The 14851-nt window shown below is 68.4% G+C and carries 17 protein-coding genes and 2 pseudogenes; 3 read left to right on the top strand and 16 right to left on the bottom strand.

All coding sequences use genetic code 11. The annotated features are described in order from the left end of the window. Positions 1–288: 288 nt before the first annotated feature. The 13 genes and pseudogenes from KLI87_RS08370 to KLI87_RS08320 form a co-directional block, all read right to left on the bottom strand. Positions 289–1101 (bottom strand): phosphotransferase, encoded by an 813-nt coding sequence (locus KLI87_RS08370; protein ID WP_214616431.1) that lies wholly within the window; start codon positions 1099–1101, stop codon positions 289–291. Positions 1102–1113: 12 nt separating this feature from the next. Beyond that, on the bottom strand, positions 1114–1590 hold the full coding sequence (locus KLI87_RS08365; RefSeq protein WP_214616430.1) for a hypothetical protein: 477 nt from the start codon (positions 1588–1590) through the stop codon (positions 1114–1116). A 107-nt stretch (positions 1591–1697) separates the two neighbouring features. Continuing rightward, entirely contained in the window at positions 1698–1877 is a 180-nt protein-coding gene (locus tag KLI87_RS08360; RefSeq protein ID WP_214616429.1) for a hypothetical protein, read from the bottom strand. 294 nt (positions 1878–2171) lie between these two features. Continuing rightward, positions 2172–2756, bottom strand: a complete 585-nt coding sequence (locus KLI87_RS39855; RefSeq protein ID WP_308165898.1) for a DUF5753 domain-containing protein — start codon at positions 2754–2756, stop codon at positions 2172–2174. Positions 2757–2813: 57 nt separating this feature from the next. Next, positions 2814–3017 (bottom strand): annotated as a pseudogene (locus tag KLI87_RS41855) (helix-turn-helix domain-containing protein); the annotation flags it as partial. Further along, entirely contained in the window at positions 2998–3507 is a 510-nt protein-coding gene (locus tag KLI87_RS08350) for a DUF6879 family protein (protein WP_214616427.1), read from the bottom strand. The pseudogene KLI87_RS41855 and the gene KLI87_RS08350, both read right to left, overlap by 20 nt. Next, the gene (locus tag KLI87_RS08345; protein ID WP_308165897.1) at positions 3497–3718 is read right to left on the bottom strand and encodes a hypothetical protein; all 222 of its coding nucleotides are present in this window, start codon (positions 3716–3718) and stop codon (positions 3497–3499) included. The genes KLI87_RS08350 and KLI87_RS08345 overlap by 11 nt, the downstream gene beginning before the upstream one ends. A gap of 600 nt (positions 3719–4318) precedes the next feature. After that, positions 4319–5368 (bottom strand): methyltransferase, encoded by a 1050-nt coding sequence (locus tag KLI87_RS08340; RefSeq protein WP_214616426.1) that lies wholly within the window; start codon positions 5366–5368, stop codon positions 4319–4321. Positions 5369–5492: 124 nt separating this feature from the next. Continuing rightward, positions 5493–5627 carry a hypothetical protein gene (locus tag KLI87_RS40935; RefSeq protein ID WP_284734058.1) on the bottom strand — a complete coding sequence of 45 codons (135 nt, stop codon included), beginning with the start codon at positions 5625–5627 and terminating at the stop codon, positions 5493–5495. A 201-nt stretch (positions 5628–5828) separates the two neighbouring features. After that, on the bottom strand, positions 5829–6254 hold the full coding sequence (locus tag KLI87_RS08335; RefSeq protein WP_214616425.1) for a 3-oxoacyl-[acyl-carrier-protein] synthase III C-terminal domain-containing protein: 426 nt from the start codon (positions 6252–6254) through the stop codon (positions 5829–5831). A gap of 69 nt (positions 6255–6323) precedes the next feature. After that, positions 6324–6839, bottom strand: a complete 516-nt coding sequence (locus KLI87_RS08330) for a hypothetical protein (protein ID WP_214616424.1) — start codon at positions 6837–6839, stop codon at positions 6324–6326. A 94-nt stretch (positions 6840–6933) separates the two neighbouring features. After that, the gene (locus KLI87_RS08325; RefSeq protein ID WP_214616423.1) at positions 6934–7797 is read right to left on the bottom strand and encodes an LLM class F420-dependent oxidoreductase; all 864 of its coding nucleotides are present in this window, start codon (positions 7795–7797) and stop codon (positions 6934–6936) included. Between the two features lie 21 nt (positions 7798–7818). After that, on the bottom strand, positions 7819–8742 hold the full coding sequence (locus KLI87_RS08320; protein ID WP_214616422.1) for a proline iminopeptidase-family hydrolase: 924 nt from the start codon (positions 8740–8742) through the stop codon (positions 7819–7821). Positions 8743–8892: 150 nt separating this feature from the next. Between KLI87_RS08320 and KLI87_RS08315 the strand changes: the two genes are divergently transcribed. Next, complete coding sequence (locus KLI87_RS08315) at positions 8893–9354, top strand: acyl-CoA thioesterase (RefSeq protein WP_308165896.1); 462 nt, start codon at positions 8893–8895, stop codon at positions 9352–9354. Between the two features lie 132 nt (positions 9355–9486). Here KLI87_RS08315 and KLI87_RS41445 read toward each other — a convergent pair whose 3' ends face one another. From KLI87_RS41445 to KLI87_RS41845, 3 genes and pseudogenes are all read right to left on the bottom strand, one after another. Next, positions 9487–11868, bottom strand: a complete 2382-nt coding sequence (locus KLI87_RS41445; protein WP_308165895.1) for a LuxR C-terminal-related transcriptional regulator — start codon at positions 11866–11868, stop codon at positions 9487–9489. Positions 11869–11930: 62 nt separating this feature from the next. Then, positions 11931–12353 (bottom strand): annotated as a pseudogene (locus KLI87_RS41850) (ATP-binding protein); the annotation flags it as partial. 618 nt (positions 12354–12971) lie between these two features. Further along, positions 12972–13424, bottom strand: coding sequence for a transposase (locus KLI87_RS41845; protein WP_374225431.1), 453 nt, complete (start codon positions 13422–13424; stop codon positions 12972–12974). Here KLI87_RS41845 and KLI87_RS08295 point away from each other — a divergent pair. Together KLI87_RS08295 and KLI87_RS08290 are read left to right on the top strand one after the other, a co-directional pair. Beyond that, complete coding sequence (locus KLI87_RS08295) at positions 13423–13647, top strand: hypothetical protein (RefSeq protein ID WP_214616417.1); 225 nt, start codon at positions 13423–13425, stop codon at positions 13645–13647. The genes KLI87_RS41845 and KLI87_RS08295 overlap by 2 nt on opposite strands. A gap of 9 nt (positions 13648–13656) precedes the next feature. Beyond that, positions 13657–14850, top strand: coding sequence for a hypothetical protein (locus tag KLI87_RS08290; protein ID WP_214616416.1), 1194 nt, complete (start codon positions 13657–13659; stop codon positions 14848–14850). The last annotated feature ends 1 nt before the right edge of the window (position 14851 follow it).

The following is a 14851-nucleotide window of genomic DNA, read 5'->3' as shown; positions in this document are numbered from 1 at the left end:
GGTTGAAGTGATTCCTTGTACAGCGTCTCCATGTACAACTACTTGGACTCGTGCGTGAAGTCCAGCGCACGGCACGGTGCGGCCAGCGGTTCTCCTTGCGGCTCCGGTGCCCTCAACACTTGGCGCTGTCACCTGAGGACGGCGACTCGCCCGGCGGACACGGCCCCGCCGCCGAGCGCAAGATCACACTACGTCCAAGTTTGGGGTAGATCGACCCACAGCGCATCAGTCACGGGCCGGTTGTGTGGGAGTGCGACAACGGCTCTCCCTGCGAGTGGCCCCGGTTTCCTACAAGACGCGTGCGTTACGGTGCTCTGCCCACTGCCGGGCAATGGCCAGGTTGGCCGGAGGCTCTGCGTCTGGATTAGCTGCGGCGCGTCGTCTCCAGCGTTCAGCCGATGCTCGCGTGTACAGGTCGAGCGCCTCAGGGGCGGCGCTTGCCCAGGCGGGAAACTGGGCCGCCCATCGTTCGGCGTCGGCGAGGACGTGCCCAGCATGGATCAACCAGGGGATGATCTGGCCGATCTCCACCCAGGGCGCGCCCCGAGACGCGAACCCCCAATCCACCACGTAGACGCGGTGCTCTGGGGTGATCAGCAGGTTGTGGGGGTTGAGGTCGGTGTGCAGAAGGGCGTCACCGGCCATCGGAGCCACATCCGGTACGAGATGTTCCCAACGACGTTCCACACGCATGACGACCGCATCCGGGCATGGCGTGCCTTGGAGTTGATGCACCGTCTTCGCCAGAATCGCCAGGTCGGGGGAACCGGCCGAGTAGTCGGCATGGCGACCGTGCACGTGCTCGAAGCCCACCGCGAGCCACCCCCCGGCTTCCACGGTCCACAGAAGCCGGGGGGCGAACTCGGGCACGACAGGGTTGATCGTGGCTTCCCTGCGCAGCGCGCGGACGCGTGGTCCGTCCTGGCCCGGCGAGGTCTTCCGAGCGGCCTTGACGAACGATGGCCCGGACGAGCCGGTCACAGTGGCGGCAAAGTCGGCATTACTGCCGCCGGGAACGGCCCGAACGCTGAGGACCACGCCGGTTCGTCCGGTGATGGCCGTCCGGACCGCTGCCGGTAGGCGGGTCCACTGGTCGCGCATCCTCGCCCTTCGTCAGTCGGCGATCGTGCTGCACTCGGGCGGGCAGCAGCCCGCCCCGACACCGGCCTCCCAGAATTCCATGTCCACGTGATAACCCGTGGCCCGCAGGATCGGGACAGTCCTCTCCAGAGCGGCCCCGGAGAGGATGTCAGCGTCCACCACCGGCACGTGGTGAAGGTACGCTCCCGCGTGTGTCATGCCGAACTCGTGGTAGGGCTTGGTGCGCTTGAGGAAGGCATGCCATCCCTCATCCACCGGTACCGACGGAACGATTCTGACCCACGCCTCAGGGTCCGTCGCGGCGGCCTTGATGAGTTCGGCGTGTGCCTTGAGGAACACCAGGGCCTGCCCCATCAGGCGTTCGGCGTAGGCGCGGGTGACGTGGTCGTACCGCATGATGTCTTCGACCAAGAGGGCGAACACCTCAGGTGAGACCAGGTCGCGGGGGTCCTTGACCGCCTCCGCCGTTCTCTCGGGAGCGATGGTCATTGCGACTACCTCCAGGGACTGAGCGCGACCGGTTGCCGCGCTTGAACCTCCGAACGGCGGCGGAGCGTGAGAGTCGACGAAGACCCGCCACCACCGCGCGGAGGGGTCTAGGCGCCGGGTTCGGCGCTATCCTCCTGCGCCGCTACCTCGGCAAGCTGGGACTCGGCGTAGGCGTGAACCTCGGCGATCTTCCCCGCGAGCATCCCCGCGCGGGTCATAGCCTCCTGATAAGCCCCCCTGGCTATCTCCAGCGCTGCGGCCACCTCCTCGGCTGTCGGGGCTTTCATCGGCGCAACCGCCGAACAAAGCGCCGGCCCCAGCGCACCAGATCGGGCCCGAGCACGTAACCGAACAAAGCCCCGAAGGCCACGCACACGGCCCCGAACAACGAAAGAAGTCGAAACGTCTCGCCCAGTTCGCCCGACATCAGCCATGCACCCGCGCGTGGGCGCCCACGGCATAGCTAACGAGATCGACAACGCCGTCCACGTGTCTTGCATGTCGGGGAGTGTCGAAGCTCATGCCCACAACGCTAGGAACGTCTGTTCTCGGTCGTCCACGATGTTGCAGGTTGTTGAGCACTAGAACGCCGCAAGTGCCTTCCTGATCAAGGCTCGGGCCTCCGGGCCGTAGACGGCGGCCTCTCTGAGCACGTCAAACATCCGAACATACTGCGCCACCTCTTGGGGGCGAGTCACTTCAATCGAAGCAGTAGGAGTCTCCAAGCAAACAAGGGAATCATCGAAGATCCAGAATCCAGCGGAACCCACGGCTCTCCGCTCCCTCATCATCGGGATGATGCCAATCGATACATTGGGCAATCCCATGACAGCCAGCAAGCGTTCAAGCTGTCCGATCTGAACTTCCGCTGTTCCGAACCAGGTGCACAGAGCCTGTTCTTCCAGAAGTACGGCAACGCGCCTGCTGCTTTGATATATGACCTTCTGACGATCCATTCTGATCGCCAGGGCTTGCCCAAGGTCGTTAGGCGAGTCCAGGAAGTCAATCCAGAAGGACAGCATCGATGCCGCATAGTCGGCGGTCTGGAACAGTCCAGGAATCGCGTTGTGCTCATAGATTCTGAAGTGCTCGGTACATTCGTAGAGCGGAACGTGCGCCGCCATAAGACGCTTCATTCCCGCACGCGTTTGTCTGCGGAATTCCACGTAGGCCGACTCGACTGCCCGAGCGGTTGCAACGAGGTCCGGAGCTTCCTCCTCTACGCCGCAAGCATTGCACCAGGCTCGAATGTCCGCATCCGTGGGCGCCTGCGAGCCAGTCTCCAGACGACTCACCTTGGAGTAGTGAAAACCCACACGAGAGGCAAGTTCCCTGCCAGAGAAACCGGCATCCTTGCGAAGCTCCCGTAGACGCGCCCCGAGTGCCTCTCTCGCCTGCCTGGCCGAACTAGAAGGGACGGTAGCCACTGTGAGGGACCGAGAACTTCCATACCGCCTCAAAGGAGGAACGGCAGAGGTCAGCTACATCTGGGTCATCCGTCGCCGTCATTCCAACAGACAGGCCGTTGCCAGCATAATGAAGGAAGACCGCCAAGCGGCCGTCGAAGAGATAGAAGTCGTTGCCGGGAATCCCGACAGCAGATACCGCAGGGCGAGGGATCCACCTGATGTCCTCGCCGGCCTCCACCATCGGGCCAGCGATGCTATGTGACCAGAGTTGGTATTCACTCAGAGGCTCGGACACGATCCTGGCCCGCCGGACCGACCTCCCCGCCTTGACGTGCTTGCGAAGCGTTTGACACCAGCCATCCAGCCATGCCAAGTCGTCCGGCTCACCGGCAAGCCATTTAGCAAGGTATGGCAACTCGGTGGCAGTGCCGTACGCATCCCTCGCCTCAAGATGCAGGGCTTCACGTTTGAACGTCTTCAAGAGCCGTTCAAATTCATCAGCTTCCACTCTCCGCACGAGCCTCCTCCTCGAAGAATTCTCGGAAGAACCAAATCATGCGGTCCGGGATCTCAACAACCGTCTCTCCTTCGGGGATGTCCATCGTCGCGAGCGCCTCCGGGTCCGACACGACCCACCCCTGAACGAACCAAGAGCCCCGGTCCGTCCGGTAGATCGTCGGCGAGCCAGTCGGGTTCGAGTCCGGGTCCTTGCCGACCAATCTAGGACGCATGAGCCTCTCCCGTCGGGTTGTTGCGCTGTGTTGCGCCCCCTCAGGCTCCTGTTGGGCCGCGTTGACCGTCAAGGGGTGTTGCACGAGGTTGCACACCAATAGCCGCAGGGCCGTGTTCCACCTCCATTCGATCCCCACGGATGGGGCCTGGTGGAGCTCCAAAGGACTCCGACAGCCCGAAGTTGGAGCCCAATGAAACATGCCCCCTAGCTGCACGGACACCTTCAGATCGACACTAGGCCGGAACAGGCTCCAGACAGCCGGAAACTCCCTCGTTAATCCGTAGGTTGTGGGTTCGAGTCCCACGCGACCCACCACCCCCGACCAGGGCAAACACGAGTCTGCCCCGGTATGTCACTCGCCCGTTTCGCCCCGATACGCTGCGAGCGTGCCGTTGTAGACGTGGTCGCGCTTGTCCTAGCGGGTGGCCACCGCGCGATAGTGCTTCCACTGGTCGACGCACCGCTCGGCGGCACCGCGGTGCCGGTACCGGGCTCGGTCGGGGTCGCCGCCGCGATCGCCCACGCCGTCCACCACGCCACCCGGGGTCCGCGTCCGTGATCTGCCCTCACCCCGGGAGGCCGGCCATCAGCGGGGGCGGGCGTCGCCGCCCTTGACCGGCACCGCCTCAAGGATCGTGAGCGCCCCCGGGGTCGGGACGACCTGGTTCACGGCGAGACCGGCCTCGCCGAGGAGCTCGGCGAGATCCGCCTCGGTGCGCTCGCGGCCTTCGAACACCGCCATCATCAAGACGTCGGAGAGCCTGGTCGAGTCCGGGCAGGCGCCGCTCACCGGAATGAGCGGGTCGATGATCAGCAGGCGCGCCGCGGCGGGCATCGCGCGGCGGCAGGCCCGCAGCAGCCGGACGCAGTCGGCATCGGTCTTGTCGTGCAGGATGCGCTTGAGGAGGTAGACGTCGGCGCCCGCCGGGATCTCGGCGTAGAAGTCGGCCGCCTGGGCCTCCCAGCGGCCCGCGACGGCTGGGTCGTCCAGCCGGGCGGCGGACACGACCGGCTCCCGGTCGAGCAGGATTCCGGTGAGACCAGGGTTCCTGGCGAGGACCGTGTGCAGCAGGCCGCCGAGCCCACCGCCGATGTCCACGACGGTCCCCCTCTCGGGGAACGGGTAGCTGTCGACGATCGGGCCCTGTTCGATCGTCGACAGGGTGGCCATCGCCTCGCAGAACAGCGTGTTCGTGGCCCCGTCGGTGAGCAGGTGGTCGAAGAACTGGGAGCCGAAGACCTCCCCGAACACCGCCTCGCCCGTGCGGACCGTGTCCTCCAGCCGGCCGGTGGGGAGCCAGCAGAGCGGGTCGGTGAACAGCAGGACGAGCGGGCGCAGCGAAAGAGCCGCGTCCGAGCGCAGCAGGACGGCCGCTGTGGTCAGCTCGAAGTCGCCACCCTCGCGTTCGCGGAAGACGCCGCGAGTCGCGAGGAAGCGGAGCACCCGCCTGAGGTGGTCCGCCTGGACGCCACCGAGCTCTGCGAGCTTCTCGGGCGGCAGCGGCCCGGTCGCCAGGTGGTCGGCGACCCCGGCGCGCACCGCCGCTCTCAGCGCTGCCGGATACAGGTATCCGAGCGAGTCACCGAGCAGTTGCCGCACCGCGGCGCCGAGCGCCGCAGGATCCGCGTCAGTCAACGTCTCCACTCCCATCGGACGAGTTCGCCCCCAGTCTCGCGAGGCGGGCTGACCGGCCGCTGACGTCCGGTTGACGCGCGGCGCGACGACCTCGGCGTCGCGGGAGCGCCTCAGTCCAGCCCGGTCACCAGGTGACCGGGAACTCCTCGTAGTTCCTCAGCGCGGCGAAGTCCTTCCACTTCAGCTCTTCCGCCGGGATCGCCAGCCGAAGGCCGGGGAACCGGCGGAACAGTCCCCAGATCCCGTACTCCAGTTCCATCCGCGCCACCGGGGCCCCGAGGCAGAAGTGCGGGCCGTGGCCGAAGAAGACCTGCGAGAGGGGCTTGCGCCGGATGTCACCCGCTCGACCTGGAACCGGTCGACGAGCAGGTCGACCAGCTTCTCGTACATCGTCGGCATGACAGGTTCCTTCCGTTGGTTCCGGTTCGTGCGTGTGAAACCGCGGTCCGCGGCCGTCCCGTCACGGGACGCATTCGATGTCCGGCCAGGTCAGGAGCGCGGAGCCCCAGGTGAGCCCGCCACCGAACGCGGTCAGCAGGACGCGCTGCCCGGCCCGGAGGCGGCCTTCGGCGTGCGCGTCGGCGAGCGCCAGCGGAATGGACGCCGCGGCGGTGTTGCCGACCCGGTCGATGTTGGTGAGGGACCGCCCGGACGGGATCCCCAGTTCACCGGCGAGGCTCCGCAGGATCCGGGAGTTCGCCTGGTGACCGACCAGCCAGTCGACGTCCTCGACGGTGAGTCCGGCGGAGCCGAGCGTGGTCCGGGCCGATTCCGCCATGCGCTGCACCGCGTGCCAGAAGACCTCCTTGCCCTCCATCGTGAAGTACCGGTCGTCCGGATCGGGCGAGGCCGCCGAGAGCCGCTGCTCCGAGCCGCCCGCCCGCACGGTGATCAGGTCGCGGCCCGCGCCGTCGCTGCCGAGGTCGAACGGGCCGATGGCGCCGGGCTCGGCCGGCTACCCCGCGCGCAGCACCACGGCGGCGGCCGCGTCACCGAAGATCACCGAGGTGGTGCGGTCGCGCGGATTCAGGATGCTGGAGTAGGTCTCCGCGCCGATCACGAGGGCCCGCTCGGCCGTGCCCGCGCAGATCAGCCCGCAGGCCGTGGCGAGCGCGTAGAGGAAGCCGGTGCACACCGCGGAGACGTCGTAGGCCGCAGCCCCGGCGAGGCCGAGCTTCCAGGCCACGTAGGGGGCGGTCGCCGGACACGGGCGGTCCGGTGTCGTGGTCGCGACCACGACGGCGTCCACCGCGAGATCGTCGGAGGACTTCAGCGCCCTCTCCCCGGCGGCGACCGCGAGGTCGGAGGTCGCCGTGCCCGGCTCCGCGAAGTACCGCTGCGCGATCCCCGTCCGGGAGCGGATCCACTCGTCGGAGGTGTCCAGGACCTCGGCGAGCTCCCCGTTGGACACCGCCCGCGGGGGGACGTGGCCGCCGATCCCTGCCAGCACCGCCGCCCGAGGAGAGATCATGATGGCGTCCTCCGGTCCTCGACAGCGCCCTGACCTTCGCGTTCTCAGTCTGGCGCACGGCACTGACGCCGGATTGACGTCCCGCTGACCGGGCTCAGACCTGCCCGCGGGCGAGGGCCTCCAGCCGCTCGGGCGCGTTGTTCACCACGAACTCCTCGAACTCCGCGAGCCCGGCGCCCGCGGGCGCCGCGATGACGAGCCGGTCCACACCGAGCTCGGCGAACGAGCGCACGACATCGGGATCGAGCCTGCGCGCCGGGGTCACCGAGATCTTCAGCGGCGGTTTGTCGCGGACGATCCCGTCGGCGGCCCCACGCAACAGGCGCAACTGCTCGGCCGTGGCGCGCAGGCCGAGCATGAAGCCGTACCACTCGTCGCCGTCGGTCACGGCGCGCCGGTGCGCGGGCGCGCTGTGGCCGCCGATCACCAGCGGCACCGGCCGCTGGATGGGGCGGGGATGGGCGTCCACGCCTTCGAAGTCCACGAACTCGCCGTGGAACGAGGGCTTCCGGTCGTACCAGAGGGAGAAGATGGCCCGCAGCGATTCGTCCAGCCGCCTGCCACGGGACGCGACGTCCACGCCGAGGGTCCGGAGTTCGGGAACGAGGTAACCCGCCACGGCACCGAAGTGCAGCCTGCCCCCGCTGAGGACGTCCACGCTGGCGAGCTGCTTGGCCAGGACGAGCGGATTGCGCTGCGGGACGACGACGCACCCGGTCGCGAGCCTGATCCGGCTCGTGACGGCGGCGATGTACGCCAGGGTCACGAGAGGGTCGAGGAGCGGCTCGTCCGGCTCGATGGGTGAGGGCTCGACACGGGGCGCGGGCACGACGACATGGTCGGCGACCCACAGCGAGTCGTACCCGAGATCTTCGGCCAGGGTCGCGATGCGCCGGGTTCCGTGGAGATCGGCGGTGCCGTGCATGTTGGGCGCATACAGTCCGATGTGCAGTGGCATGCATGGGATGCTAACCGTGAGTTAGGATATCGTTACCTCCTGTGTGAAGAATTGACTCACGCGTGCAAGGAATTCCGCGTTCTCCTCAAGGTGCGGCATGTGGCTCGATTGCTCGAACAGGACCCATCGCGCATCGGGCAGCCCGCGGTGCAGGCCCTCCACGGCGGCGGGCGTCACCTCGTCGTACCGCCCGGAGACCAGGAGCACCGGCACCTCGATCCGATGCAGCCGATCGGTGATGTCCCAGTCGCGCAGGATCCCGGTCATGGTGAACTCGCTCGGCCCCGCCATCGCCTGGTAGACCGCCGGGTTCCGGCCTAGGGCCCCGAGGGTCCGCATCAGGTCGTCCGGTATCGCGCCGGCCCGGAAGACGTGTTCGCGATAGAACACCCGAACCGCTTCCTGATACTCGGGCGCCTCGGTCGTGCCCGCCGCCTCGTGGCGCTCGATCACCGACCCGGTCTCCTCCGGCAGGGCGGCCACCAGCCCGGCGACCTCCCTGGTGTAGGCGGCGCTGGAGGCGAAGGCGTCCGCCACCACGATCGAGCGCAGGCCGGGCGGGCGCCGCACCGCCAGTTCCAGCGCGAGCATCCCTCCCCAGGAGTGACCGAGCAGGTGGTATCCGCCCGCGAGCCCGAGATGCTCAACGAGAAGCTCCAGTTCCCGGACGAACAGCTCGACCGTCCAGAAGTCGCGGGGCGCCTCGGGACGGTGATCGGAACGTCCGTTGCCGACCTGGTCGTAGAACACACAGGGATGGCCCGATCCGGCCAACCCCGCCACCGGCAGGAGATAGTCGTGGGTGAGCCCCGGTCCGCCATGGACAACGATCACGGGGAGCCGCTCAGCGGTTCCCGGCGCGCGGTCCATTGTGCGATACCAGGTGGTGAGTCCATCCCACTCCATGATTCTCTTGGTCATGATGCCGCCGAGCTTCGCCGTCATGTTTCTTTCCTCGGGGACTGAGCGGATGATGTACCGGAACATCTTCACCAGGGCCGCTGACGTCCCGCTGACCGGGCGCTGACGGGCCCCTCTCCCGGCCCTGTCGGCGACGTACGCTGATTCGGCCTGTTCTGACAAGGAGTGATGCGAGTGAGTGCGGTGCCCGAACCAATCGTCCAGTATGGCCACGTCGAACCGACCTTCGTTCACTTCGACGATCTCGACTCGATGGGAATCGTGCACAACTCCCGTTATGCGGTGATGCTGGAGCGCGCCCTGACCAACTTCTGGGAACAGCACGGCTATTCGCATTCCGGCGGCAAGCCCAGCCATCCCGACGCCTTCGTGGCCGTGGTCGAGTACTCGATCGGCTACAAGGTGCCGGTGTTCGGAACCGGGGAGATCCTCATCCACTTCTGGGGCGACCGGATCGGCAAGACCAGCGCGACCTACGGTTTCCGCGTGCTGTCGACGGACGGCAAGACCGTGCACGCGGAAGGCAGGCGGGTGCACATCCGGCTGGACCAGGAAAGCCTGACCCCGACCCCCTGGGCGGCCGAAACTCTCGCGATCTACGAGACGATCCTGCCGCCCGAAGGCTCGGCGGCCTGACCGGACGTCCACCACGATCTACGTCGACGTGCGCGGGCTGTTCGCCTGCGGCGGCCACCCGACGGGGCACAGGGGAACGGCCGCCACACGTCCTCGGACGGGTCGCGGCCGCCTATCCTGTCGCCGCCTTCCCTAGCCGACGTCCGCGGCCTGGTCACGCGTGACGAACGCGGCGACCGCGGCCCTGTTGGACACCCCGAGCTTCGCGAAGACCTTGGACAGGTGCATCTCCACCGTCTTCTCCGAAATGTGCAGTCGTCTGGCGATGAGCCGGTTGGTCAGCCCCTCCCGGACCAGTTCCGCGATCTGGCGTTCGCGACCGGTGAGTCCCACGTCCGGGCCGTCGGGCTCCCCCGCGATGGCGATCTTCGCCTTGGACGCGAGCGCGGCGAGCCGGCGCCGCTCGGTTCTGGCCCGCTGGGAGAGCGTGACCGCGCCGAGCTGGTTCAGGGCGAGCTGCGTGTCCTTCACCTCGCGCGTCGCGTCGTCGTAGCGGTCGTGATGCCAGAGCGACTTGGCGAGGATCACCCGGGCGCGGTGCGCGTCCACCGTCATCCCGGCCGCCGTCAGGCTGGACACCGCCCGCTCCGCGCTCGGCAGCGCCGCCTCCGGCTCGGTCGCGAGCAGCGCCTCGGCCTGCGCGAGCATGGCCAGACCGTTCCGGCCCTGCTGGTCGAGGAGCGTGGCGGCGCTCGTCGCCGCCTCGGCCCACTTGGTCGCGGCCTCCGCCCGGCCGAGTGCCAGCTCCGCCCGGGTGAGCAGCTCATACCAGGCCATCCGGGAACAGGCGTCGGTTGCGGGCAGCTCGGCGCCGCCGACCGCGGGCAGCAGGGTCAGGCACCCCTCGGGGTCACCCGCCAGCAGCTTGGCCTCGGCGAGCATCCGCAGCGCCAGCGCCTCGAACCCGCCGACCTCGCCGCGGACGTGGTCGGTGGCGACCAGGATGCTCTCCAGCCCCCGGTCCATGCGTCCCATGATGACGTCCGTCCACGCGAGCATGGAGTAGGCGCTGATCATCTGATCGGGACTGCGGGACTGCTGCGCGAGATACACCGCGTTCTCCGCGGCGGCCTGGGCCTCCGCGAGCCTGCCGGTGTTGTAGAGGGCGAACACCTGTCCGACGAGCAGGTGCGGCAGGGCGAGCTGGCGGCCCGTCCGCGTCGCGAACTCGACGGCCTTGCCGAAATGCCGGAGCGCGTCGTCCCAGCGCTCCAGCAGCGCGTCGCTCCAGCCGACCCACACGACGGCGTCCAGGCTGTAGGTGAAGTCACCGTCGAGCATGCCGTCGAGAATCGCCGTGGCCCGCCCGAGATGATCGGCCGCGGCCTCCAGCATCCCGCCGCTGACGCACGCCTTGGCCAGGAGCCCATGGCAGGCGAGCTGCCGGGAGCGGCTGCCGCACTCCTCGGCGAGCCGCAGTGCCTGCCGCGCGACCCTGGAGCAGGCCGACCAGCCGCCACCGCCGTGGAGTTCGCGCGCGGCGAGCTCGAACATCAGCGCGGCGCGGCCCGCGGGGTCGTTGTCGCCGAGCGTCTCGATCTCGGCGCGGAGCAGCGCCGCCGTCTCGGCGTGCGAGCCCAGCAGCCGCTGCACCGTCGCGGTGAAGGCCACCGCCTTCGCATGCTCGCCCAGCGGTTCGCGGGGCAGGACGCGCAGCACCTCGTGCATGAGATCGCGGCACTCGCGCAGCTCCCCGGCCGCCCCCCTCGCCTTCGCGAGGCGCAGCAGCAACCGGGTCTGGCGCGCCTCGTGGCAGGGCTGGTGCGGCAGCAGCCGCCACGCCGCCGACAGCCAGGACGCGGCCGTCACCGGCTGCGTCCCGCTGACCGCCTGCGACGCCTCCTCAAGCACGTCCACCGCGGCGAGGTCTCCATGGCCGGCCCACTGCTCGACGTGCGGCGCCCGGACCACGGCGGCCGCGCCGCGCTCCGCGAGGACTTCGTCGGCCCTGACGTGCAGGCGCACCCGCACGCTCAGTTCGCTTCCGTAGTAGACGGCTCGGTGGACCACCGGATGGCGGAACGCGAAATAGGGGCCGCGCGCCACCGAGCGGACCAGATCGCGGCCCATGAGATCCCCGATGGCGTCGAAGATCTCTGACTCCGGACGATCCAGCATCCGGGCGACGAGCTCGGCGTCGAAGTCGGCGCCGACGACGGCCGCCGCCTCGGCGACCGTCCTCGCCCACTCGCTCATGCCGTCGAGTTCGCGCAGAAAGACGGCGTAGCTCCCGGCCCGCGCGAGCGGCTCCATCCCCGTCTCGGCCACGCGGCCGGGGAAGACCAGATGCTCGGAGATCAGCGCTCTGAGGTAGCCGGGGTTGCCCCAGCTGTCCTCGTAGATCTGCTGTCGCCAGCTCGCTATGCCCTGGCTGGCCAGGATCTGTCCGACCGCGCCTTCCGAGAGAGCCCGGAGGTGGACATGGGCCACCCGGCCACCCGACAGCGAACCGCCGATGGCCGACCGGAGAACGGCGTCGGCCTGCTGGTCGCGGTACCCGAGAACGAAGAGCACCGGCGCCGTGGCGGCTGCCGGACCAGATGCGCCAGCAGGTCGACCGACTCGTGGTCCGCGAGGTGCAGGTCGTCGAGGATCACGACGAGCACGGGGTCGGCGAGGTCCTCCAGCAGCTCGCGGACCTCGTCATGTGAAGCCCCGGCCGCCCCCTGGTGCGGCGCGCCGACGGCTTGGAGGAGGGCGTAGCCTGAAGCGCCGTCCGATCTTCCACCGCTCCAACCGGCCCGGACGACGGCTCCCCGCGCCTCCGCGACCTTCGCGAACTCGGTCAGCAGCGCGGTCTTGCCTATCCCGGGATCACCTGTCACCTCGATGACGCGGTCCCGTATTTCGCCGCAACCGAATCTGTCCAGGATGTCGACCAATTCGCGCAACTCGGTCTCGCGGCCGACAAGATCCCAGACCTTGTCGACGGAGGACCAGCCCCTTTGCCGAGGAAAACTATTGACAGTCGATCCTCGCCAGCGATCAGGAATTAACATCTGCTTTCCCCCGAATCAGACGTCCAGCAAAACCCATCAGCCTCTCTGTAGACCTGAATCCCATGCAAGCGTCCAGCCAAGGGCCTCATACGGCCGGACGCGCCCGCCCTCTCACCACGGCCGCCCGCCCCCCACCCCTGTCACCTCACCAAGGATAAGCAAGTCAATCTCGGATCAAACCGAACAGTCACAGGCTAGGCCAATATCGGACATCCCGTGTTGATCATCATTCAATTAAGTGAGGCGAACTACACCCGAACTCGGCGCCATCCCTTGATCATCCGGGTGCCGTCCGCTGGTCCGGGCACCGGGCGAGCAGGCGCGGGAGCCCGAGTACGGTCTCGCCTCACGCCAGACCAATTCGCCCCCGCCGACCGGAAAGCTGGACCACGCACCGGCTGCTGTTGCGTGGGGCCGGTGGATCATGTGTTGGGCTGTGACCAGAACGATCGCCGCGCGGCAGTCGCGGACGAGTTCGTCGTAGCGGGTGGCGATGCCGCGCCCTGCTTGAGGCGCCCGATGCAGCGCTCGACCACGTCGCGGCGCTTGTAGAGGGTCGGGTCGAAGGCCGGCGGACGACCGCCGCGCGAGCCGCGCCGGACCCGCCCGGCCTTTTGCTCAAGGCGTTCGGAGATGGTCGCGGCGCCCCCCCGCACCCGCAACGACCGGCGGATCGCCGCCGGGCCGGCACCGAGGCCGACTTGAAGCGTGCCGCAGCACGGCGAAGGCGGTCCAGTCGTTGACGTTCCCGGCGGTGACCACGATCGACAGCGGCAGGCCGCGCCCGTCCACGGCCAAGTGGACCTTGGCGGTCAACCCGCCCAGCGCCTGACCGGATGCCCGGTTCGTCCCACCCGGTTCCTCTTTTCGCGGGCCCCGGCGGCGTGCTGATGAGCGCGCCCGATGGTGGAATCGACGCTCCCGGTCCAACCGATGCGCCCCTCCGACACGGACTCCGGGTGACCTGTCCGCCGACGCGGCGTTCCCCGCGGACGCCGAGCGCCGGCTCGGCCAGCTGAACGGCCTCCGGGCCGCCGGGGTCCTCTGGACGGTCGGGGCGGGCGATGTCATGGTGTGGCGCACACCCGAACGGCACGCGCGCGGCGACAACAAGGAGGGCGTCAGCCTGGTCGCCTCCCGGCTCGGCATTACCAGCGCCCGGAACCAGCCCGCCGTGTTCATCGGCGACACCGCGTTCACGGTCATCGGCATCATCGACGATGCACCGGAGCGGCCAGCGCATCAGACCTGCTGTAACCCCCCGCATTATCCCTTGGTGGACACAATCCTCTGAGGGGACAGCATGCGGAAAAGAACGATTCCCTTCCTGGCACTGGCCGCCGCGGGCCTGCTTCTGGCGAATACCGCCGCAGCGGACGCGAGCGCCTCGATCTTCCGGGTGGTGCCCAGTGTTGACACCGCCACGGCGCCGATCTCCAACGACCTCCTGACCTCGACAGCGAGCATTTCGCCGCAGGACGGATGGGCGGTCGGTTTCGTCTCGCACCCCGACACCACCGAACACACCCTGGCGGAGCACTGGAACGGGACACGCTGGTCGGCCACGCCATCCCCGGACGGCACGTCGGGAAGTCAGCTCGCCGCCGTCGCGGCCGTGTCGTCGAAGGACGTCTGGGCGGTCGGCCGCCAGAACTCCAACCTGTCCATCGAGGCCAGCACCACGCTGATCGAGCACTGGAACGGCACCGCGTGGTCGATAGTGCCGAGTCCGAACGCGGGCACGGAGGGCGCCCAGTTGACCGGCGTCGCCGCGGTGTCGACCAGTGACGTGTGGGCGACCGGCTATTTCTCGACCACCACCCAGATCCTTCCGCTGTTCGAGCACTGGAACGGTACGGCGTGGAGCGTCGTTTCGGTGCCGGACGTCCCGAACGGAGTGAACTTCGTGAGGGCTATTTCGGCGGCGTCCACGAACGACGTATGGGCCGTCGGCTCCGACGTCGACTCGCACAGCGGCAACACCGACGAACTGATCCTGCACTGGAACGGCACCCAGTGGTCCGTCCTGCCGACCCTGCCCATCGGGCAGAACTCCCTGGAAGCGGTACACGCCGTGTCCTCCAGCGACGTCTGGGCCGTGGGCCGGTCACTCGGCGACAAGGGCGGAGAGTCGCGCAATCTCGCACTGCACTGGAACGGCACGGCGTGGAGCAAGGTGCCGGTGCCCAATGTCGGCAACAGCGTCAATCCCAATTTCCTCACCGGCATCACCGCGCTGTCCTCGCATGACGTGTGGGCGGTGGGCGCGGCCACCGGTGGCGCCGACGGCGTCAACCAGTCGCTGATCGAGCACTGGAACGGCAGCGCATGGAGCATCGTGCCCAGCCCCAGCAACCCGAACGGCTCGAACTCCACCACCCTGGGCGGGGTCGCCGCGATCGCACCTGGAAACGTCACGGCGGTCGGCAGCTGGAACAGCACGCAGCAGGGCAATCCCGGCCTGCGCACCCTCGTCGTCACGACGTCGCGCGGCTAAG

This window comes from Actinomadura sp. NEAU-AAG7 (genome assembly GCF_018603865.1).
Classification (GTDB): Bacteria; Actinomycetota; Actinomycetes; order Streptosporangiales; family Streptosporangiaceae; genus Spirillospora; species Spirillospora litoris.
This window is presented reverse-complemented; position numbering and strand designations above follow the sequence as displayed.